18 protein-coding genes and 1 pseudogene are annotated in these 19,510 nt (G+C 60.8%); 11 read left to right on the top strand and 8 right to left on the bottom strand.

All coding sequences use genetic code 11. The features are described 5' to 3' along the window. Window positions 1-56: 56 nt before the first annotated feature. Window positions 57-1,301, bottom strand: coding sequence for a saccharopine dehydrogenase family protein (locus R1W00_RS00255; protein WP_317260706.1), 1,245 nt, complete (start codon window positions 1,299-1,301; stop codon window positions 57-59). Between the two features lie 48 nt (window positions 1,302-1,349). Then, window positions 1,350-2,441 (bottom strand): carboxynorspermidine decarboxylase, encoded by a 1,092-nt coding sequence (locus tag R1W00_RS00250; protein ID WP_317261581.1) that lies wholly within the window; start codon window positions 2,439-2,441, stop codon window positions 1,350-1,352. 160 nt (window positions 2,442-2,601) lie between these two features. On the opposite strand from R1W00_RS00250, the gene R1W00_RS00245 reads away from it, so the two are divergent. The 4 genes from R1W00_RS00245 (at window position 2,602) to R1W00_RS00230 (ending at window position 7,862) form a co-directional block, all read left to right on the top strand. Beyond that, window positions 2,602-3,390, top strand: a complete 789-nt coding sequence (locus R1W00_RS00245) for an HpcH/HpaI aldolase/citrate lyase family protein (protein ID WP_317260705.1) — start codon at window positions 2,602-2,604, stop codon at window positions 3,388-3,390. A 69-nt stretch (window positions 3,391-3,459) separates the two neighbouring features. Continuing rightward, window positions 3,460-4,431 carry a tellurium resistance protein gene (locus R1W00_RS00240; RefSeq protein WP_317260704.1) on the top strand — a complete coding sequence of 324 codons (972 nt, stop codon included), beginning with the start codon at window positions 3,460-3,462 and terminating at the stop codon, window positions 4,429-4,431. Between the two features lie 78 nt (window positions 4,432-4,509). Continuing rightward, window positions 4,510-5,964: an IMP dehydrogenase gene (gene guaB / locus R1W00_RS00235; RefSeq protein ID WP_317260703.1), complete on the top strand. Its 1,455-nt coding sequence runs from the start codon at window positions 4,510-4,512 to the stop codon at window positions 5,962-5,964. 563 nt (window positions 5,965-6,527) lie between these two features. After that, a complete protein-coding gene (locus tag R1W00_RS00230; protein ID WP_317260702.1) occupies window positions 6,528-7,862 on the top strand; it encodes a type VI secretion protein ImpB in 1,335 nt (444 codons plus the stop codon). 57 nt (window positions 7,863-7,919) lie between these two features. Here the strand turns inward: R1W00_RS00230 and R1W00_RS00225 are convergent, their stop codons facing one another. Continuing rightward, entirely contained in the window at window positions 7,920-8,852 is a 933-nt protein-coding gene (locus tag R1W00_RS00225) for an IS5 family transposase (protein WP_317260701.1), read from the bottom strand. A gap of 51 nt (window positions 8,853-8,903) precedes the next feature. Between R1W00_RS00225 and R1W00_RS00220 the strand changes: the two genes are divergently transcribed. After that, window positions 8,904-9,644, top strand: coding sequence for an alpha/beta hydrolase (locus R1W00_RS00220; protein WP_317260700.1), 741 nt, complete (start codon window positions 8,904-8,906; stop codon window positions 9,642-9,644). Between the two features lie 220 nt (window positions 9,645-9,864). Here R1W00_RS00220 and R1W00_RS00215 read toward each other — a convergent pair whose 3' ends face one another. The 5 genes and pseudogenes from R1W00_RS00215 to R1W00_RS00195 all read right to left on the bottom strand — a co-directional run bounded on the left by R1W00_RS00215 (window position 9,865) and on the right by R1W00_RS00195 (window position 13,777). Beyond that, entirely contained in the window at window positions 9,865-11,256 is a 1,392-nt protein-coding gene (locus R1W00_RS00215) for a multicopper oxidase family protein (RefSeq protein WP_317260699.1), read from the bottom strand. Window position 11,257: 1 nt separating this feature from the next. Further along, window positions 11,258-11,686: a c-type cytochrome gene (locus R1W00_RS00210; protein WP_317260698.1), complete on the bottom strand. Its 429-nt coding sequence runs from the start codon at window positions 11,684-11,686 to the stop codon at window positions 11,258-11,260. 85 nt (window positions 11,687-11,771) lie between these two features. Beyond that, on the bottom strand, window positions 11,772-12,104 hold the full coding sequence (locus R1W00_RS00205; protein ID WP_317260697.1) for a hypothetical protein: 333 nt from the start codon (window positions 12,102-12,104) through the stop codon (window positions 11,772-11,774). A 79-nt stretch (window positions 12,105-12,183) separates the two neighbouring features. Continuing rightward, window positions 12,184-12,945, bottom strand: a pseudogene (locus R1W00_RS00200) (MauE/DoxX family redox-associated membrane protein). A 10-nt stretch (window positions 12,946-12,955) separates the two neighbouring features. Continuing rightward, window positions 12,956-13,777, bottom strand: a complete 822-nt coding sequence (locus R1W00_RS00195; protein ID WP_317260696.1) for a DUF6692 family protein — start codon at window positions 13,775-13,777, stop codon at window positions 12,956-12,958. Between the two features lie 641 nt (window positions 13,778-14,418). Between R1W00_RS00195 and R1W00_RS00190 the strand changes: the two genes are divergently transcribed. From R1W00_RS00190 to R1W00_RS00165, 6 genes are all read left to right on the top strand, one after another. Next, complete coding sequence (locus R1W00_RS00190) at window positions 14,419-14,736, top strand: hypothetical protein (RefSeq protein WP_317260695.1); 318 nt, start codon at window positions 14,419-14,421, stop codon at window positions 14,734-14,736. Between the two features lie 137 nt (window positions 14,737-14,873). After that, window positions 14,874-15,134, top strand: a complete 261-nt coding sequence (locus tag R1W00_RS00185) for a helix-turn-helix domain-containing protein (protein ID WP_317260694.1) — start codon at window positions 14,874-14,876, stop codon at window positions 15,132-15,134. A gap of 52 nt (window positions 15,135-15,186) precedes the next feature. Continuing rightward, the gene (locus R1W00_RS00180; RefSeq protein ID WP_317260693.1) at window positions 15,187-16,455 is read left to right on the top strand and encodes a tyrosine-type recombinase/integrase; all 1,269 of its coding nucleotides are present in this window, start codon (window positions 15,187-15,189) and stop codon (window positions 16,453-16,455) included. Between the two features lie 204 nt (window positions 16,456-16,659). Next, the gene (locus tag R1W00_RS00175; RefSeq protein ID WP_317260692.1) at window positions 16,660-17,052 is read left to right on the top strand and encodes a GFA family protein; all 393 of its coding nucleotides are present in this window, start codon (window positions 16,660-16,662) and stop codon (window positions 17,050-17,052) included. Window positions 17,053-17,187: 135 nt separating this feature from the next. Further along, window positions 17,188-18,279 carry a Hint domain-containing protein gene (locus R1W00_RS00170; protein WP_317260691.1) on the top strand — a complete coding sequence of 364 codons (1,092 nt, stop codon included), beginning with the start codon at window positions 17,188-17,190 and terminating at the stop codon, window positions 18,277-18,279. A gap of 36 nt (window positions 18,280-18,315) precedes the next feature. Continuing rightward, window positions 18,316-19,488, top strand: coding sequence for an RsmB/NOP family class I SAM-dependent RNA methyltransferase (locus R1W00_RS00165; RefSeq protein ID WP_317260690.1), 1,173 nt, complete (start codon window positions 18,316-18,318; stop codon window positions 19,486-19,488). Window positions 19,489-19,510 lie beyond the last annotated feature (22 nt).

Below are 19,510 nucleotides of genomic sequence, written 5' to 3'. Positions count from 1 at the left end.
TTTACGTCGAGACCCAAAGAAAAAGGGCGGCCCAACCGGACCGCCCCCCCAGATGTTTAGGCGTCCCACGCCGTATCTTCGCCCTGCAGGCCACCGATGCGTTTGCGGGTGGGCAGGCCGATGCGATCAAGGATGGAGAAGAACGGTTTGGGGTCCAGTTCCTCAACGTTTTTCATCGTTTTGGCGTCCCATTCACCGGTCGCAACCAGCATCGCGGCGGCAACGGGCGGCACACCGGCGGTGTAGGAAATGCCTTGGCTGCCGACCTCGTTATAGGCGTCCTTGTGGTCGGCAACGTTATAGACGAAGACCTCGATCTCTTCGCCGTCTTTGACGCCCTTGACCAGATCGCCGATGCAGGTTTTCCCAGTATAATTAGGGGCCAACGAAGCAGGGTCGGGCAGACAGGCCTTCACCACCTTCAGCGGCACGACCTCTTGACCCTCGGCCGTCATGACGGGTTGTTCGGACAGCAGGCCGATGTTTTTCAGCACGGTGAACACGTTGATATAGTGATCGCCAAAACCCATCCAGAACCGCACGTCGGCCTGCGGGTAGTTGGTGGCCAGCGAATGCACCTCGTCATGGCCGGACTGATAGGCCTGCGAGGGGCCGACGACGGGCAAATCCCAGACGCGGCCGCTCTCGAACATGGAGAGTTCTTTCCATGTCTGGTCTTCCCAGTAATAGACGGTGCCGGTGAATTCGCGGAAATTGATTTCGGGGTCAAAGTTTGTCGCGAAGTATTTGCCGTGGTTGCCCGCGTTGATGTCGACGATGTCGATCGACTTGACCTCATCCATCATGTCGATGGCAAAGCGCGCATAGGCATTCACCACGCCCGGATCAAAGCCCGCGCCCAAGATCGCGGTTACGCCTTTTTCGGCACAGAGATCGCGTTTTTTCCACTCATAGTTCGCATACCACGGCGGGGTTTCGCAGATCTTGTCGGGTTCTTCGTGGATGGCCGTGTCGATATAGGCGGCACCGGTTTCGATACAGCCGTCCAGCACATGCATGTTCACAAACGCCGTGCCGACGTTGATCACGATGTCCACGCCGGTTTTGCGGATCAGATCGGCCACAGCGGCGGAATCCGTCGCATCGACCTGATGGGCCTCAAGAACGCCCTCTTGTTTCATCGCGCCCTTTTCACGGACCGACTCAAGGATCGCTTCGCATTTCGAGAGCGTCCGGCTGGCGATATGGATATCCCCCAGCACATCGTTGTTTTGCGCGCATTTATGCGCCACGACCTGAGCGACGCCACCCGCGCCGATGATAAGAACGTTCTGTTTCAACTCAAGAGATCTCCTTGGGTGCTGTTTTCCCGTCAACGTGCGCCCCCATTATGACAGGGCGGCAACGAAATCCTCATAAACAAAGTCACGGACCAACCGTTCGGTTCCATCCGTCTCACGTATGGCAATGGCGGGCATTTTCACGCCATTGAACCAATTCTTTTTCACCATCGTATATCCGGCGGCGTCCTGCATCGACAGACGATCCCCGACCTTTACCGGTTCGGGAAAGCCGAATTCGCCAAAGATATCACCGGCCAGACAGGATTTTCCGCAGATCATCCAGTTGTGCGGGCCGGTCTGTGCCATCTTGGCGTTTTCGCGATAGATCAGCAGGTCCAGCATATGCGCCTCGATGCTGCTGTCCACGATCGCAAGGTTTTTGCCGTTATAGAGCGTGTCCAGAACGGTCACCTCCAGCGTGGTCGAGTTCGTGATCGCGGCCTCACCGGGTTCCAGATAGACCTGAACCTCGTTCTCACCGGCAAAGCGTTTCAACCGCTCGGCCAGACGGGACAGGGGATAGTCCGCGCCGGTGAAATGGATGCCGCCGCCAAGGCTGATCCAGTTCATCTGGCGGATCAGATGGCCAAAGCGCGCCTCGATCCCGTTCAGCATCTCGTCGAACCGGTCGAAATCGTCGTTTTCACAGTTGTTGTGGAACATGAAGCCGCTGATCCGGTCCAGAACCGGTTCGATATTGGCGGGGTCGTGTTCGCCCAGACGGCTGAACGGGCGGGACGGGTCGGCAAGGTCAAAGCCGCTGGTCGACACACCGGGGTTCACGCGCAGACCGCGGGTGTGGCCGTTACTGACGTCGCCAAACCGTGTCAGTTGTCCGACGGTGTTGAAAATCACCTTGTCCGAGTTCGCCAGAACCTCATCAATCTCGTGATCGGCCCACGCCACGGAATAGGCGTGGGTTTCGCCGGGGAATTTTTCGCGGCCCAGCTTGACCTCGAACAGGGAACTGGACGTCGTGCCGTCCATATATTCCGACATCATGTCGAACACCGACCACGTGGCAAAACATTTCAGCGCCAGCAACGCCTTGGCGCCAGATGTTTCGCGCAGGGTCGCGATCTGCTCCATGTTCTGTCGCAGACGGGATTTGTCGATCAGGTAGTAAGGGGTCTGAATCATAGCGCTGCCTTGCCGTTGGCGGTCCCAATGAAAACCCGCCTATAGGGGAAACGGTTCCACCGGACAAGAACCCGTTGGACCCGTAATAAATTGTGAAGTTCCGGACCCGTGATATAGGTCGAAACGGGGAATGCCCCACAAGACAGGAGGACCCGCCATGCCCGCACCCGAGAACCGTTTGAAACAGGACCTGACCGCTGGCCGCAAAAGCTTTGGCGCGTGGTTGAACTTGGGCAGTGGTCCGGTGGCCGAAATGGCGGCGGGGTCCGGGTTTGACTGGTGCGTGATTGATGGGGAACACGGGCCCTTTGATGTGACCGTGATCCGAGATCAGTTGATTGCCCTGCGCGCGGGCGGATGTGACGCGGTGGTGCGGGTGCCGACCGATGCGCGCTGGGTGATTAAACAGGTGCTGGATCTGGGGGCGCAATCCATTCTGGTGCCGATGGTCGATACCGCCGAACAGGCCCGCGCGGTGGTCGCCGCCACCCGCTATCCGCCCAAGGGCACGCGCGGGGTGGGGGCCAGCGTGGCGCGCGCCTCGGGCTATGGGGGGTATTCCGATTACACCCGCACGGCGGATCAACAGATCGCGGTGATCGTGCAGGTCGAAACACGCGAGGCCCTGCGCAACATCGACGCGATTGCCGGTGTGGACGGGGTGGATGCGGTGTTTATCGGCCCTGCCGATTTGGCCGCCGATATGGGCTATCTGGGCCAGAACACCGCGCCCGCCGTGACCGAGGCGATAGATCAGGCCATCAAACGCATCCATGCGGCGGGCAAGGCGTCGGGGTTTATCGGCATGGCACCGGACAATTGGGCATGGGCAGCGGCGCGCGATGTAACATTTATGGCCGTGACTTGTGATCTGGTCGCGCTTGCCAACACGTTGCGCCATCAGGCACAACAAGCGCGCGAGACGATGGGGATCACATCGCGCTAGGGCTGCGACACTTGCGCACGTCGTATTCCGTGGGCCCGCGCGGCACAGTTGCAGAAAAAGGAATATGTTATGCGTCTTGGTCAACCCCGTGCAGGGTTCGGTGCGCACACACCGCCCGCGATCTTTCCCCCGATGTTTGGGCTGTTCGGCCTTGGCCTTGCGTGGCGGCGCGCCGAACTGGTGTTCAATCTGCCCCATGGGATTGCTGATCTGATCCTTGGGGCGGTGACGGTTCTGTTCCTGTTTGCCTTTGTGTCCTATGCGGCCAAGGTCGTGCGCCGTCCGGGTGTGGTGGTTGAGGATCTGCGCGTTCTGCCCGGTCGGGCAGGGATCGCGGCGATGATCCTGTCGGTCTATCTGTTGGCGGCGGTCTTGGTGCCGATGGCACCTGGAGTTGCGCATGTCCTGTATTGGGCGGGTCTGACGATGCACGCCGTTCTGGTCGTGCTGATGGCGCGCCTGTTGCTGACCGGTCCGGCTGAACAACGCGCGATCACGCCCGTGTTTCACCTGCATTTCGTCGGGTTTATCGTGTCACCGCTGGCCGGTGTGCCTTTGGGCTATGTGACGTTCAGCACGGTAATCCTCTATGCGTCGATCGTCATTGCGGGCCTCATCTGGGCGTTCAGCCTGCGTCAGTTCCTGCGCCAGGATGTGCCGCCGCCGCTGCGCCCGTTGTTGGCGATCCATCTGGCGCCCGCGTGTCTGTTGGGGACGGTGGCCGGTATTCTGGGCCTCTGGAACATCACCGCCGTTCTGTTCTTTGTGGCCAGCGGTCTTTTGATCCTGATGGTGGCCAAGGCGCGCTATCTGACCGCGGCGGGGTTCAGCCCGATGTGGGGCGCGTTCACCTTTCCTCTGGCGGCCTATGCGGGGGTGGCCTTGTTGGTGGCGTCCTCGGGCCACGCCGAGATCTTTCGCGTGATCGGCGGGGTGATGCTGGTCGCCGCGACGATGATCGTGCCGGTGATCGCGGCAAAGGTGTTTCAGGCATGGGCCAAAGGCGGCCTTGCGCTAAAAACCAACGCCGCGCGCGCCTGATCACGCAATCAGGGCTTTTCTTTCTGCCCCAGCCATGAAATAGGGAAGCGCCAAACGAAAACTCCCAAGGAGCGCCCAATGGAGATTCGCGAGGCCCTTACCTTCGACGATGTATTGCTGGTTCCGGCGGCAAGCTCGGTCCTGCCCAGCACGGCGGACACGCGCACCCGTGTGACCAAATCGATCCACCTGAACATCCCCCTGCTGAGCTCGGCGATGGATACCGTCACCGAGGCGCGTATGGCCATCGCCATGGCACAGGCCGGTGGCATGGGCGTGATCCACAAGAACCTGAGTGTCGACCTACAGCAGGCCGCTGTGCGTCACGTCAAACGGTTCGAGAGCGGGATCGTCTATAACCCGATCACCCTGCGCCCCGATCAGACACTGGCCGATGCCAAGGCACTGGCCGAGCAATACAACGTCACCGGTTTTCCGGTGGTGGATGAGCGCGGTCTGGTCGTCGGGATCGTCACCAACCGCGACATGCGCTTTGCCTCCGAGGACAGCACGCCGGTCAAGGCGATGATGACGCGCGACAACCTCGCAATGCTGACCGAGCCCGCCGATCTGGATCAGGCCAAGTCCCTGATGAAGGAACGCCGCATCGAAAAGCTGCTGGTGACCGACGGGCAGGGCAAGCTGACGGGCCTTCTGACGCTCAAGGACACCGAACAGGCCGTTCTGAACCCCACCGCCTGTAAGGACCAACTGGGCCGTCTGCGCGTGGCCGCAGCGACCTCGGTGGGCGATTCCGGGTTTGAGCGGACCGAGGCCTTGGTCGATGCGGGTGTGGATATCGTGGTGGTCGACACCGCGCATGGCCATTCCGCCGGTGTGATCGAGGCCGTCAAGCGCGCCAAACAACTGTCCAACGAGCTGCAGGTCATCGCCGGCAACGTCGCCACCGGTGACGCGACCCGTGCCCTGATTGATGCGGGTGCGGATGCGGTCAAGGTCGGGATCGGCCCGGGCTCGATCTGTACGACCCGTATGGTCGCCGGTGTGGGTGTGCCCCAGCTGACGGCGGTCATGGACTGTGCGGCGGCGGCGAACGAACGTGACGTGCCGGTCATCGCCGATGGCGGGATCAAGTTCAGCGGCGACTTTGCCAAGGCGATTGCCGCCGGTGCCTCCTGTGCCATGGTGGGCAGCATGATCGCCGGTACGGACGAAAGCCCGGGTGAGGTGATCCTGTACCAAGGCCGCTCGTTCAAATCCTATCGCGGGATGGGCAGCCTTGGCGCGATGGCTCGTGGCAGTGCGGATCGCTACTTCCAGAAGGACGCCGCCAGCGACAAGCTGGTTCCCGAAGGCATCGAAGGTCAGGTTCCGTACAAAGGCTCGGCCAACGCGGTTCTGCACCAACTGGTCGGCGGTCTGCGTGCGGCCATGGGCTATACCGGTTGTGCCACCGTCGAAGAGATGCGCAAGAACTGTAGCTTTGTGCGCATCACCGGCGCGGGCCTCAAGGAGAGCCACGTGCACGATGTTCAAATCACCCGAGAATCTCCCAACTACCGGATCGGTTAAGTGGCTGATTACTAAGGGATATAGTCTTCTCCCCGGGCTTCTGCAAAAAGTTGGAACGGCCGGGGAACAGACCGGAACATACCCTGAACTGGACTCTGCATCAGTGAGTCAGCTGATGCAAAAAGCGATAGCATTAGGGTCGAACTGATGCAGGACGAGGGCGTCGACATGATCGTCGAGGCCCTCGTCAAAATTCTCATGCTTCACGATAGAGGGAGGCGCTCGAACCTGCGACGCCTCTGAGCGGTGTATGCTGTAAATCGGGCCCTCGCGGCTCGACTTGCGTGATCCCCCGAGGCGCCTCCTACCATCAACATTTGCTATACCATCTGCTCGGGATGATGAGCGTCCGGGACGAACAACCATCAGACGCGGGCCTTGCACGTCAACGCAGATTTCACAGTCGTGCCACAGCAAGTCTCATGAGCTGCTGCCAAGGCCAATAGTTGGGGCTTCCAGACGCCGTCCCTTTGCCTTGCGGTGAAGCCTCAGCTCTATTGAGCAGTCCTTGAACTGGACGCGCTATGAGCTGATCTATGCTTCGATGCTGAAAGGGAGCCGCCATGTCGAAGCCTTGGGAAATTGAGACCGGTGCAGTGCCGAAGGTCGAGCGCCTGTATCTCGATTTCGACAGCTTCTTCGCGTCTGCCGAACAGCACTTCAACACCGGCCTGCGCGGGCGTCCTTTGGGCGTCGTGCCTTTGGATAGCCCGCATACCAGCTGCATCGCCGTCAGTCGTGAGGCCAAGGCGCACGGTGTGAAGTCCGGCGCCTCGATCCGGGACGCCCGAGCGCTGATCCCCGATATGATCTTCGTGATCGCCCGCCATGACGCCTACGTTCGACTTCACAAGCGTATCCTGACCGTCATCGGCAGCATCCTTCCGGTGGCGGCTGTGCGCTCGATCGACGAGGTTGTCTGCCACCTGTCGCCCAGCGAGGCCGCGCAGGGCAGGGTGCTGGCGGATCGCATCAAGGTGGCTTTGGCGCAGGCGTTCAGTCCTGCACTCACCTGCTCCATCGGCATGGCGCCCACGGAACTCTTGGCCAAGGTCGGGGCCGAGATGAACAAACCGGATGGCTTTGCGCTGATTGAGGCTCAGGCGCTGCCGGGCTGTCTGGCCCACCTGCCGCTCAGCGACTTGCCCGGCATCTCCAAAGGGATCGGGGCGCGCTTGGCGGCGGCAGGGGTGCGCGATATCGACGGTCTATGGCGTCTTGCCCCGAAGCAGGCGCGCAAGATCTGGGGCAATGTCGAGGGCGAGCGGTTCTGGAACGAGTTTCATGGCCTGCACGCCGAGCGCCCTGAGACGAAGAAAAGCATGTATGGCCACGGTCGCGTGCTGCCCCGTGACGGGCGCAGCCCGGATCAGGTCGAGGCCTGCGCCCGGCAATTGCTGCTCAGCGCGGCCCGGAGGTTGCGCCGCGATGGTCTACGAGCCACCGAGCTGGTGCTGAGCTTTCGAACGGGCAGGGGCGCCGAGGATGCCCAATGGCATTGGCGCGATAGCTTTCCCGCCGCGCGCGACGACCGCACCTTCACCCGCTCTCTGTCAAAGGGGCTGGCTGAGGCCCGGCGTCGCGTTCGTTTCTCGCCGCGTATGGTCAGCGTGACCTTGCAGGGGGTGGTGACCGATGCGGAGATCACCGGCGACCTTTTCGGCGGGGCGCTGGATGAGGGAGCGGATGAGGCCACGCGGCAGAAATGGGAAAGAGTCAGCGACCTGATGGACAGGCTGCGCCAGTCACACGGGGCAAACGCCCTGTCTCTGGGCGTGCAAGACGAGATCGCGGGCGGCTACGTCGGCGCCAAGATCGCCTTTGGCCGGATCCCGGACGAGGCCGATTTCAGTGAAGTGCCCACAGCCGACAAAGAGACGCAGTTTTTATCTTATTGAGACGGCCTTGTTGCGCTAATCGGAGGCAAGGATGATCTTGCCCTTTCCCTGTCAGCCTTATTGCACAGCTGCGATATCGGCCCGTCCGAGGGCCGAGCAACGGTTCATGATGGCGATGCGGATCTGGATTTCGGCGGTCTGACGGTCGGGATCTCGCGACATGATCCGATCGCCTAAGAGCTTCAGACGGTTCATCTGGGCCTCGACGCGACTTCGCGCGTGGTAGCCGGTCCATTTTTTCCAAATTGATCGCCCCAGACATCGCGTCGCCCGGAGGATTTCGTTTCGTGAGATCGCGGCAGGGCAATTCGGCTTCCATGCTCGGCCATTCCGACGGACCGGTATGATCGGCTCCGCTCCATGTTCGAGGATCGCGTTATGGCAGCGGCGCGTGTCGTAGGCGCCATCGGCCGTGACTGTCTCTATCTCTTCGCTGGCCGGAATCTGTGCCAGCAGTTCCGGCAGGATCGGGCTGTCGCCCTGGCGGCTGGAGGTAAACTCGACCGCGCGAATATCGCCAGTGGCGGTGTCCATCGCAAGATGAACCTTGCGCCATTCGCGCCTGCGCGTCGCGCCATGCTTGCGCGAAAGCCATTCTCCATCCCCTCGAAAGCGGATCCCGGTGCTGTCGATCAGCAGGTTCAGAGGCTGGCCTGAGCGCCGATACGGGATCTGCACCTGAGTCCGAGCCTGACGGCGGCACAGCGTCGAATAATCCGGCACGGGCCAGTCCAGCCCGGCCATCTCGATCAGGCTTGCGACCAGACCGACGGTCTGGCGAAGCGGCAGGCCGAACAGCACTTTCAGCGTCAGGCAGGTCTGAATGGCGCAGTCGGAGAAGGTCTCGGGATGACCACGCTTGCCATTTCGGTCTGCCTGCCAGGACATTGCCGGATCGAACCAGATGGACAACGATCCTCGTCGCTTCAGGGAGGCGTTATACTCGGACCAGTTGGTCGTGCGGTAGCGGGTGTTGGCAGGCTTTGGCATGCCATCGATCTAACCATCAGGATTCCTGAGGTGAATCCCTCTCACCGATATGTGCAACAACGCCCCTTCGATCCGTCCTACGTGGGCGAGAGCGGTGGCCAGCCGCGCTCCGTCGCGTCGCCGGACATCAACACCGAAGACTTCATGGCCGCGATCGATTTCCTCGGTCTGCATGACGCTGTGGACCGCGAACGGATCGGCATCATCGGCATCTGCGGCTTTGGTGGCATGGCGCTGAACGCAGTGGCTGCGGACAAGCGCGTGAAAGCTGTCGCGACGACCTCGATGTATGACATGTCGCGCGTGATGGCGAAGGGCTACTACGACAGCCTGACCGACGAACAGCGTGCCGAAGCCCTTGAGGCGATGAGCCGTCAACGCTGGGAAGACGCGGCCTCGGAAAGCCCGGCGCTTGCGGGCGGTCTGCCCGATAGCCTCGACGGGATCGATGATCCTGTGATCCAGATGTATCACGCCTACTACAAGGATCCCGAGCGCGGTTATCACCCCCGTTCGGTGAACTCGAACGACGGCTGGACCGTGACCAACCCGCTGTCCTTCATGAACATGCCGCTGCTGACTTATATCGACGAGATCTCCCCGCGTCCGATGCTGGTCATCGCAGGCTCCGAGGCGCATTCGCGTTACTTCTCCGAAGACGCGGTGGCCGCAGCCGCTGGCCCGAAAGAGCTGATGATCATCGACGGTGCGGATCACGTCGACCTCTACGACCAGGTCGACATCATCCCCTTCGACAAGCTTGAGGCGTTCTTCAACCAGAACCTCGTCTGATCGCGTTGCGATCTATGAAAAAGGGCAGGGCGGATCGCCCGCCGATGCCTTGAACGCTGAAGAATGAACGCTCCACCAAGGTTTTGGTGGAGCGTTTTTTAGGGCGCGGGCGGCTTTTCTGAATTTGGGCAGCCCCGCGTCCTTTTGGTTTTTCGGCCTGTTGTCGCCAATCGCCTTTGGGGGGAAACACGAGTGGCCAAGGATTGGCCCTTCTAAAAGGTCAGCTCACATTGATCCAGGTGGTCATGCCCGAGGCCGCATGGCCGAGCATGTGACAGTGAAACAGCCATTGTCCAGGATTGTCGGCGACGAAGGCGATCTCCAGCGGCGCGTTTGGATAGCTGAGGATCGTGTCGCGCATCGGGCCGAGGCTGCCATCCTCGGTCACTTGACGGAAGTGCATCCCGTGCAGGTGCATGGCATGGGGAAAAGCGGTGTCGTTGGTCAGCTTGACGCGGACCGTCTCGCCCCGGTCGAGCTGGGCGAAAGGCGTGTCGGTCATGCCGACCTGGCCCGCCAGCGCCCAGAATTGGCCCTGCTGCGCCATTTCGCGAAAACCCATGGAGCGACCATGCATCATCGCGCCGGACATCCGGCCCATAGCGCCGCCCTCCATCGCCAGCTCGAGCCGCCGGGCGCTGTCGATCCCCGACACTGTCATGTGCGGGTTTGGCGGCAGGGCTGAGGGGGGATCACGCCGGGTTGCAGAGGCTTTGCCATGGACCGGGAACCGCGCCTGGGGCCGCCACTGGTCATCATCGTCGAGCCTGAGGAGCGCCGCGGTGTCGCCGTCCTGCGCCGTTACATCGACGATCAGATCGATGCGCTGCGCCGGAGCAAGGATCAGCTCTGCCGCGACCGGCTCCGGCGCAGGCAGGGGCATGCCGTCCAGCGCGACGGTCCACCCATCAAGGCCCGCAAGTTGCAGCACGAAGATCCGGGCATTGCTCGCGTTAATCAGACGCAGCCGGAGGCGCGCGTTCGCGTTCACGTCACGGGCGAAGTCGAAAGTCCCATTGGTGCCCAGCAAGTTGCCGAACCGGCCGCCATGGCTGAGGCTCATCGGATGGCCGAAGGGTTCCATGAATTGCGCGTCCTCGGGGGTCAGCAGCCAGTCGTCAAGGACCAGCACTGCATCCCGGTCGACCTCGGGCGCCTCAGCCTCTTCGACGATTAGCGCGCCGGAAAGTCCGCGCGCCACTTGCTCGAACGAGTTGGTATGTGCGTGATACCAGTAGGTTCCGGCATCTGGCACGGTGAAGTCGTAGTCAAAGGTGCCCCCCGGCGGCACGGCCTCCTGGGTGAGACCTGCCACGCCGTCCATCGCGTTTTCGATGCGGATGCCGTGCCAGTGGATCGAGGTCGGCACCGGCAGGTCGTTTATCAGGCGGCGAACCACGCGCCCGCCCTGTGGCACCCGCAGGGTGGGGCCAGGCAAGGTGTTGTCATAGCTCCAGACCTCGGTCGCGGCGTAGTGTGGCGGGGCGATCTGCGCGGTGGCGACGCGGGCGGTCAGTGTTTGCGGGCCTGCCGCACGCAGCGGCAGGGCGGCAAGCCCCGCGGTTCCGGCCAAAGCGCCGCAGAAGGCGCGTCGTGTCATGCGTGCGGCCATGTCAGTTGATCCCATTCGCGCGTTGCAGCTCGCGGATATAGGCGATGATCGCGCCGACATCGGCGCGCGTCAGACCGGATTGCGCGGGCATGTCTCCGAACGTCCAGTGATGGGCGCGCACACCGTTTTGAACCGCCATGACGAAAGCCATATCGCCGTGGTGGCTTGGTTCGTAGATTTTGTGCACCAGTGGCGGGCCGTAACCCATGAGGCCCGTCGCATCGGGCCCGTGGCAGGCGGCACAGGTCGCGTCGAAAGCCCGCTGGCCCATCGTGGCGTTAGCGGACAAGGTTTCGGGCACCGTGATCGAGACGAGCGGTTCGCCGTCGGCGGGCGCTGCGCTTTGCGCCGGGGCATCGGGCCGGGTAAGGTAGTAAGCGCCACCTGCAAGGGCGATGACGGCCAAGGCGGCGGGAATGGTCTTGTTCATATCTCGTGATCCTGAAGGTCTCGGCCATCAAGGCCAGCCAAATCAATGAACTGCGATAGACATCGCAGTCGCGGCGTTGATGCCGTCAGGATCTGGGAGGGGGCAGGTCTTGGGAGGGGTAGACGGAGCGCGGGTCGATCATGTCATGCGGACGTGTGTTGCCTACCGTCACCGGGTTCAATGTGAAGGACAGGAAAACAGGCAAAGCATAAACCGCCGGACCGCAGCCCGCGCCGTAATGGCAATCGACCGCCGAGCCATGCCCCGCCATGTCCTCCATGGTCGGGCAATCAGCGCAGGCACCTTGCATGGGCATTGCGCCCGTCTGTGAGTGAGGCATGTCATGCGCCTGCACCGCGCCGGGCAGGAAGGCCCAGGCGGTTAGGATCAGCGCGATGATGACGAGGATATGCCGCATGGTGACCTTCGAGTGAATGACCGGACTATGACCCGGTGCGCTTTGCAAGGTCAACTGCGGCAGACAATCTCACTTCAGCTTACCCGGCGAAGGCACGAATGCCCATCCAGATCCCCATGAACATCATCATCAGGTTTTCGGTCAGTGAGATGAACCCAAGCGGCACATTCGAGTTACCGCCGACGCAGGCGCATTTAAGCTCACGCTTGTCGATGTAGACCGCCTTAAACACGCTCACCGCGCCGATCGTCCCGATGAAGAGCGCCACCGGGGCCGAGATCCAAGGCAGCACGCCTGCGGTCATCAGGATGCCCGCCAGTGCTTCGCCATAGGGATAGAGCTTGCCATAGGGCACCCACCGTTTTGCGAGCAGGTCGTAATTCAGGAACATGGTCGAGAACTGCTCCACATCTTGGAGCTTCTGGATCGCCAAGACCGTCATCGACAACAAGATGAACCAGATGACGCTTTGCCACGTGAGAACCGTGCCATACTGATGCCACGCCAGGCCGAGCGCCAACAGCGCGCAGACAGAAAAGATCGCGATGACCGGCCGGTAACTGGTGTCGCTTTGCTCCTCCTTTGGCGGATCGATCCCAAGAAAGATGCGCAGCTCGTCGTGGCCTCAGACCCGTTCGCCGTTTACAAAGGTCTGCGGGGTCGTCTTCACATCATGTTCGCGCATGAATGCGTCGGTCTCTTCGCGGGTCTTGAGGTGGTGGTCTTCCACCTCATAGCCATGGGTTTCGAGCAGGTGTTTCGACTTCAAGCCGAAGGGGCAGGTATGCTCGGGCATGACCATGCGGTAGAGCGCCGCGGTTTGCTTGGTGTCTTTGGGCATCTCATTCTCCTTAGCTTGCGCAGGTAAATTGGCCGCGGAAACCCGCGGTATAGTCGGGACCGGCCGTCACGATCAGGTCTTGAAGGTTTTCGTCGCTCCGGTTGACGCGCGCTGTCAGCGGATCGGCAGTAAAGCCATCGCCATCGGCCTCAAGCCGGATAAGGTCGCCGCTGATCCGGATTAGCGCGCTGTCACGACCGGTGACGAGGACCGGCGGGCTTGTCTGGGTATAGGTGAAGCGGCAGTCGGTGCCATCGGGGAACACCTTCTCGATGTCATCCTCCGTCAAAAACTCTGGATCGACGGTTTGGACCACCTCAGTTGATAGCGCCTCGGCGGCATCTTTTAGCTCCGGTGCGGGTGCGGCCGGCTTTGGCTGCGCCTCGCCATCGGCCGCGATGCTGGCCAGCAGATACCGCATTTCGGCGATCTCTTTGTCCTGAGCGTAGACGATGCTGTCTGCCAGATCCCTCACCCGAGGATCGGTCAGGTTGGCGCGCGACGACGTCATAATCGCGATCGAATGATGCGGGATCATCGCGCGCATGTAAGAACGGTCCTGCACCGTGGCCTGGCCGCGCACAAGCCACAGCGCCCCGGCGAAGACGACAATCGATCCCGCGAAGATGGCGATGTTTGCACTGCGGTTCTTATACATTCCCAGCATAAAGGCCAGCATTACAAAGGCCATCACCGCGCCCATGACCACAGCCATATAGGCGCGTGTTTCGGACCAGAAAACATGGCTGACAAGGTAAGTGTTCAGATACATCAGACCGAACATCAGCAGCGTCGAGGTCGCGATCATCAGGAAAAAGCGTGTGTAGGCCATCGAGGATCTCCAGCTGTAACACTGGGTTAACAACCTTCCAGTGGGTGGATGTTCCCTAAAATCTTCATGCAGATTGGACGAGGCGGGACGTGAGGGCGCTGGCCTGAAACTGACCTCGGCGGCCTATGGAACGGCGCCATGCGCGTTCGAGTGGGGCCTCTCTGACAAGGACGCGCTGACATGTGTTGGACGTAGTCGCCGTAAACTGCATAGCACCGCACACCGAACAGACCTGCTGCTTGGCAATAATCGCGATAACGACAGGGCACGGGATAGCCAGAACGGGGCGAATTGGCAGGACGGCTGTTTGCGCGTGGTCGTCTCTGTGAGACCACGCCCAATCAGCAGCCTGCCGATAGAGGGGGAAAGGAGGATTTGTAGTCTTGCTCTACTGAAAGAGAGCAACAGCAGGCGCGATCCAGCCAGGTTAGCTGAAAGACCGATAACAGAAAGGAAAATAGCCGCTTAGTAATGACCCCGCCCGAAGGTTGTTGTTGGCAGCCCACCGCGACGCTCAGGGCGCACGAAAGAGCATAGCGGAACCGTCCCGGCCGACCTCCCTGCCGAAGACGGAAATCTTGAACCGCGCAGTTTTCAAAGCTCGGCCCGCTGGCCGCGCGCTGCGCAGGGAGGTTCAAATCATGAATGACATGACAACGCGTCGCTTCGGCGGCTTCGTAAGCGCAGTTCAGGACGCTCAGAAATTCGTTCGCGCAAATGACGCCAGCCTGCGCTGCATTCTTCGCATCGCTGGGGGAGATTATGGCGAGGATCTGCTCCGTGAAACCCGTCGCATTTTCGAAGAGGAGGACATGCCTGACGTAAGCCAACTTGGCCGGCTTTTTCGGGCGATGCGGGTAATCCTCATGGAAGCTGCACACCTTCCCGGAGACCAGCTTGCTGCTTTGCGCTGGCACGGGGCCCGGCTGTCTGATTTGTCGTTTCGGCTTCCGGCTTGAGATGAAAAGGCAGGCCCCGCAAAGGGGCCTGCATCGCCACTGCAAAATGACATCCTTGCCTAAGCGCCTTACCCGATCGGGATATCGATCACGGTTTCGTGATTTCCGAAATTTTTCGACGGTCAGAGCTACTGATCATGAATGAGATCATGACCGAAAAGCAGGCAGCGCGATACCTAAATCGCAGCACGAAGACGCTCCAGCGTCGGCGTAGGGACGGTCAGATTTCGTTCATTCGAGACGGCCGGATCTACTATCGCCGCGCTGATCTCGATGCCTATCTCGCGGCTCGACGAACAGAGGCGACGAAGGCACCTCCACCTGCTCCTGCACCCAAATACAAACCGCTAAACGGCCGCGCCAAAGCGCATCAGGATGCGCTGCTCGACATCATCTGATGGCGGCCGCTCGCCCCCCCCATTCCAATTCATCCATATGGAGCTGTTAAACATGAAGACAGTCAAGAAAATCGGCCGTTTCGCCATCGTAGAAAATCGCAAATCGCTATATCTTCGTTGGTGGAATCCGCACGCCAAGAAAACAATCTCCGAAAAACTCGGGGCTAAAACGCTCGAAGAAGCAAAGACCATCGCAAAAGAGCGCATTCGCGTCATCACTGATCCTTCTGAGACCATTCGTGCGGATAGCAATGGTGATCCTACATTCGGCGAGGTCTGGCTCGCATTCGAGCAGGAGAAACGAGCGAGCTTGGGAAAGAACCGTTTCAGGCTACTGGAGAACCGTAGAGAGCTATACTTCCGCCCACATCTTTGGTCGGTCCGCATGTCTAAGATGGGGCCAGCTTTGCGGGACCTTGTGAAAGCGCTCCAAGATGGCACGACCGCGCCGCGGAAATACTCTGGCCGAAAGGGGGAACCACGAAAACCGAAGCCCCTTCATCCCAACACAATTAACGACATCATCTCGAGCGCGATCGAAGTTTGTGCGATTGCCAAAAGCGACGGCGTTTCAGCGCATAATCCTCCAAGGAGGCCGACGATTGCCGGCACAACAGCACCGGCCGATCGCGATCCGAAGGGGCGGTATCTCACTTTCGAAGAGATCGGCAAGTTGATCGAACTTTGCCGGCGGCCTCACGTGCTGGAGTTGCTCCTGCTTGATCTGGGGTGCGGGGCCCGGATTGGCGCGGTGGCTGATCTGCGCGGCGAATTCGTCCACCAAGATCTGGGTGTGATCGACTTACTCGGCGCCGGTATCGAAACGAACAAGCGCAAGCCCATTGCGCCGATCACTGGACCGATGGGGCGCATCTTGGATCGGCTGGTTGCTGAACATGGGGACGGATACCTCATCCATGCCAAGTCGACACCGCTCGCTCTCAGTTCCCGAAACTGGACGCAGATGTTCAAGCGCCTTGTCGCTCGGGCGGGGATCGATAAAGATCTGGAACCCGGCGCGACGCCAGCCAACTGGTATTCGATCCGACGGACGTTTGCAGACTGGCTGGACGAACGCGTGAGCGATGCTGCAATCTCTGCAGTCATGGGCCACTTCGACATTACGAAGCGGACGAGAAGCCAACTGTTTGACGCTGGCAGCCCGATGACGGAGATTTACAAGCGTCGGAAACTGGCTCCGGTCCTCGAGGTCGCGAAGGTTTTGGAAGCCGAATGGTGGCCTTCCATCCAGGCGTTTACGAGTGTAGACCTCGGCTCAAATCCGGCGGGACTGATGCACGAGAGAGAAAAAAGTAAATGATTACAATGATAGTCAGTGATAATCCGTCAATGGTGATGCGCGTCCACGACGTCCAGATCACCCGCGAAAGCCCGAACTACCGCATCGGGTAAGGATCGCCGGATAACGAACAGGAACGGGGGCCAAACGGTCCCCGTTTTTTGTTGGTCACCGCATGCGTGTTCATGTTATGTTCTCGTCGTCTAAGCCATAGGAGGATGCAGAATGATCAACGGCAGTTGTTGTTGCGGGGCGGTGACGTTTCGCCTGTTGTCAAAGCCGACCATGATGGGCACCTGCCATTGCTCGCGCTGTCGCAAGGCGGGGGCAAGTACGATCGTCTTTGTGAAAAGGCAGGATCTGGAATGGCTAAGCGGGCGTGAGCACGTCCAGACCTACCATCCCCAACCGCCGTTTAAATATGGGCGCTGTTTCTGTGGGACATGCGGTACCTCTCTGGGGGAGATCTTATCGCCGGACGACAGTTTCCCCATCGCGGCAAATGCTCTGGATGGGGATCTCGGGCTGACAAACCAGTTTCATGAGTTCGTTTCGGATAAGCCCGCGTGGTACGAGATCTGTGATGATGCGCCCCAATCTATGGGGCATCCCGCCTGATAGGGGCCCTATCTGCGAAGCCGACCCCAAAGGGTCGGATTTTTTTCGTTTTTCCCTGCATATAATGGCTAAACACCGCGCGCACTCTGCCGTTTGGAACAACGGGGCATAACGTTTTTTAAGAGTGCACGTGGCATGACAAATGATGTCAGCAGTTGGGGGTGGTACGTCCCGTCGAACCCTCCGGGCTATTCGATATTCTCGGAAGACAACCTAGATGGGTCGTTGAACGGGCTAGTGGTGGACCCTGCGGGGTATGTCGAGGTCATCCTGCGCGATGCCAACCATGACGGTATCATCAACGACGATGACTTTGACGATGGGTACAGGACCGATCCCGGCGAGTATGTGATTGGACCAACGTCGACTCTGACCCCTGACGAGGTTGCCCTCTATACCAATGGAACGATCACCATTGCCGGAACCACCTATACCGATATCGACATGGTGGTGACCCTGTTCACCGATGGCACCTATTCGGTGCGGATCATGGATTACGATATTCCGCCCGGTATCTATTCCGACGTCACCTACATTCAACTCGGCACATGGAATGGTGTCGATTATACCGGTGTGACCCTCACCGGTGTGGATCAGGCGTTCGTCTGTTTCGCCGCCGGTACGCGGGTCGACACGCCAGATGGCCCCAAGCGTGTGGAACGGTTGCAGGTCGGCGATACGGTTCTGACGCGTGATCACGGGCCACAGACCGTCCGCTGGGTCGCAAGCAGCCACGTGCCTGCCCAAGGTCCAAACGCGCCTGTACGCATCCCTGTGGGGGCGCTGGGCAATGATCGGCTGGTCGAACTGTCCCCGCAGCATCGGGTGATGGTCGGCGGTCCCTTGATCGACCTCTATTTCGATACGCCCGAGGTTCTGGTGCGCGCCAAAGACTTGGTCGGGGTGAACGGCATTTCCTATGTCCGGCGTCCCGTTGCCCATTACGTCCATTTCGCCTGTAACCAGCATGAGGTCGTCACCGCCCATAACATGGCGGTTGAGACCTTTTACCCCGGACCACAGGCGCGCGACATTCTGGGGCAGGGGGCGTTTGACCGCTTTGCCACTGCGGTTGGGGATATGACCGCCTATGGCCCCATCGCCCGTCCGGTGTTGTCGGGGGCCGAGGCGCGTGTGCTGGCGGGGCTGTTGTCACAGGACGGCGGTGCGCTGGGCCCAAAGACGCAGGGCCATAAGACGCAGGACTTGCACGCCCCAGCGCAATAGGAGACAACCGCGCCAACAGTCAAATAGGGGCACGCGATGACACCGGCGGCGCGGATTGCAGTGGCAATCGACATTCTGGATCAGGTTCTGACAGGCGAGAGCGCCGAGCAGGTTCTGACCAACTGGGGCCGGTCGAACCGGTTCGCGGGCTCCAAGGACCGCGCGGCGATCCGTGATCTGGTGTTCGACGGTTTGCGCTGTAAACGCTCTTACGCTGCGCTGGGCGGTGCGATGACGGGGCGGGGCATCATGATCGGGTCCCTGCGTGCCACTGACACCGATCCTGCAACCATGTTTACCGGCGAGGGTTATGCCCCAACGGCCCTCAGCGCCGATGAGGCCGGTTTTCAGCCCCCTGAGTTGAGCGATGGCGAACGTCTGGACGCGCCAGAGTGGCTGCTCGATGATCTGCGCGCCAGCCTTGGCGATAACCTAGACCCCGTGATGGATGCCCTGCGCCACCGTGCGCCGGTGTTTCTGCGGGTGAACCTGCGCAAGGGGACGGTCAACGACGCCCTGCGCAGTCTTGCCCGCGATGAGATCACCGCCGAGCCGTGCGATCTGTCGCCCTCGGCCCTGCGGGTGACGGGCAATCCGCGTCGGGTGCAGAATTCCGCCGCCTATCAGATCGGTCTGGTCGAACTACAGGATGCCGCGTCACAGGCGGTGGTCGATCTACTACCGCTGGTCGATGATCTGCGTGTGCTGGACTATTGCGCCGGTGGCGGGGGCAAAACGCTGGCCATGGCGGGGCGGGTGGCCGCGCGGTTTTATGCCTATGATTCCGCGCCGCGCCGTCTTGCGCCGCTGGCCGATCGCGCCGCGCGGGCGGGGGTGGATGTGGCCCTGATGCCGGATCGCGCCGCCGTCACCAAATCCGCGCCCTATGACCTTGTTCTGTGCGATGTGCCCTGTTCGGGCAGTGGCGCGTGGCGGCGCAGCCCGCAGGGCAAATGGGCCCTCAGCCGCGCCGATCTGGACGGCCTGCTGGGCACACAGGCGGGGATCATGGATGAGGTCGCCGACCTTGTGCGTGCAGGCGGGACGCTGGCCTATGCGACCTGCTCAATGCTGAACGCCGAGAACGGCGATCAGGTCCGCGCGTTTATGGACCGTCACCCCGGCGCGTGGCGTCTGGTGCAGGACCGCGCTTTTACCCCGCTGGATGGTGGGGACGGGTTCTATGTGGCGATCTTAACCAAAAATTAACGACCTATAATCAATCCTTTGT

The sequence above is a fragment of the Rhodovulum sp. FJ3 genome, assembly GCF_032918305.1.
In the GTDB taxonomy this organism is placed as follows: Bacteria; Pseudomonadota; Alphaproteobacteria; order Rhodobacterales; family Rhodobacteraceae; genus SAT37.
The sequence above is the reverse complement of the archived record's forward strand: the minus strand, read 5'-3'. Positions and strand labels throughout refer to the sequence as shown.

What these genes read in the sequence shown, in the direction of transcription:
- R1W00_RS00245 (WP_317260705.1), top strand. Translation starts at nt 2,602, where the DNA reads ATGCCCGCACCCGAGAACCGTTTGAAACAGGACCTGACCGCTGGCCGC.
- R1W00_RS00240 (WP_317260704.1), top strand. Translation starts at nt 3,460, where the DNA reads ATGCGTCTTGGTCAACCCCGTGCAGGGTTCGGTGCGCACACACCGCCC.
- guaB (WP_317260703.1), top strand. Translation starts at nt 4,510, where the DNA reads ATGGAGATTCGCGAGGCCCTTACCTTCGACGATGTATTGCTGGTTCCG.
- R1W00_RS00230 (WP_317260702.1), top strand. Translation starts at nt 6,528, where the DNA reads ATGTCGAAGCCTTGGGAAATTGAGACCGGTGCAGTGCCGAAGGTCGAG.
- R1W00_RS00225 (WP_317260701.1), bottom strand. Translation starts at nt 8,852, where the DNA reads ATGCCAAAGCCTGCCAACACCCGCTACCGCACGACCAACTGGTCCGAG.
- R1W00_RS00215 (WP_317260699.1), bottom strand. Translation starts at nt 11,256, where the DNA reads ATGGCCGCACGCATGACACGACGCGCCTTCTGCGGCGCTTTGGCCGGA.
- R1W00_RS00210 (WP_317260698.1), bottom strand. Translation starts at nt 11,686, where the DNA reads ATGAACAAGACCATTCCCGCCGCCTTGGCCGTCATCGCCCTTGCAGGT.
- R1W00_RS00205 (WP_317260697.1), bottom strand. Translation starts at nt 12,104, where the DNA reads ATGCGGCATATCCTCGTCATCATCGCGCTGATCCTAACCGCCTGGGCC.
- R1W00_RS00195 (WP_317260696.1), bottom strand. Translation starts at nt 13,777, where the DNA reads ATGGCCTACACACGCTTTTTCCTGATGATCGCGACCTCGACGCTGCTG.
- R1W00_RS00190 (WP_317260695.1), top strand. Translation starts at nt 14,419, where the DNA reads ATGAATGACATGACAACGCGTCGCTTCGGCGGCTTCGTAAGCGCAGTT.
- R1W00_RS00185 (WP_317260694.1), top strand. Translation starts at nt 14,874, where the DNA reads ATGAATGAGATCATGACCGAAAAGCAGGCAGCGCGATACCTAAATCGC.
- R1W00_RS00180 (WP_317260693.1), top strand. Translation starts at nt 15,187, where the DNA reads ATGAAGACAGTCAAGAAAATCGGCCGTTTCGCCATCGTAGAAAATCGC.
- R1W00_RS00175 (WP_317260692.1), top strand. Translation starts at nt 16,660, where the DNA reads ATGATCAACGGCAGTTGTTGTTGCGGGGCGGTGACGTTTCGCCTGTTG.
- R1W00_RS00170 (WP_317260691.1), top strand. Translation starts at nt 17,188, where the DNA reads ATGACAAATGATGTCAGCAGTTGGGGGTGGTACGTCCCGTCGAACCCT.
- R1W00_RS00165 (WP_317260690.1), top strand. Translation starts at nt 18,316, where the DNA reads ATGACACCGGCGGCGCGGATTGCAGTGGCAATCGACATTCTGGATCAG.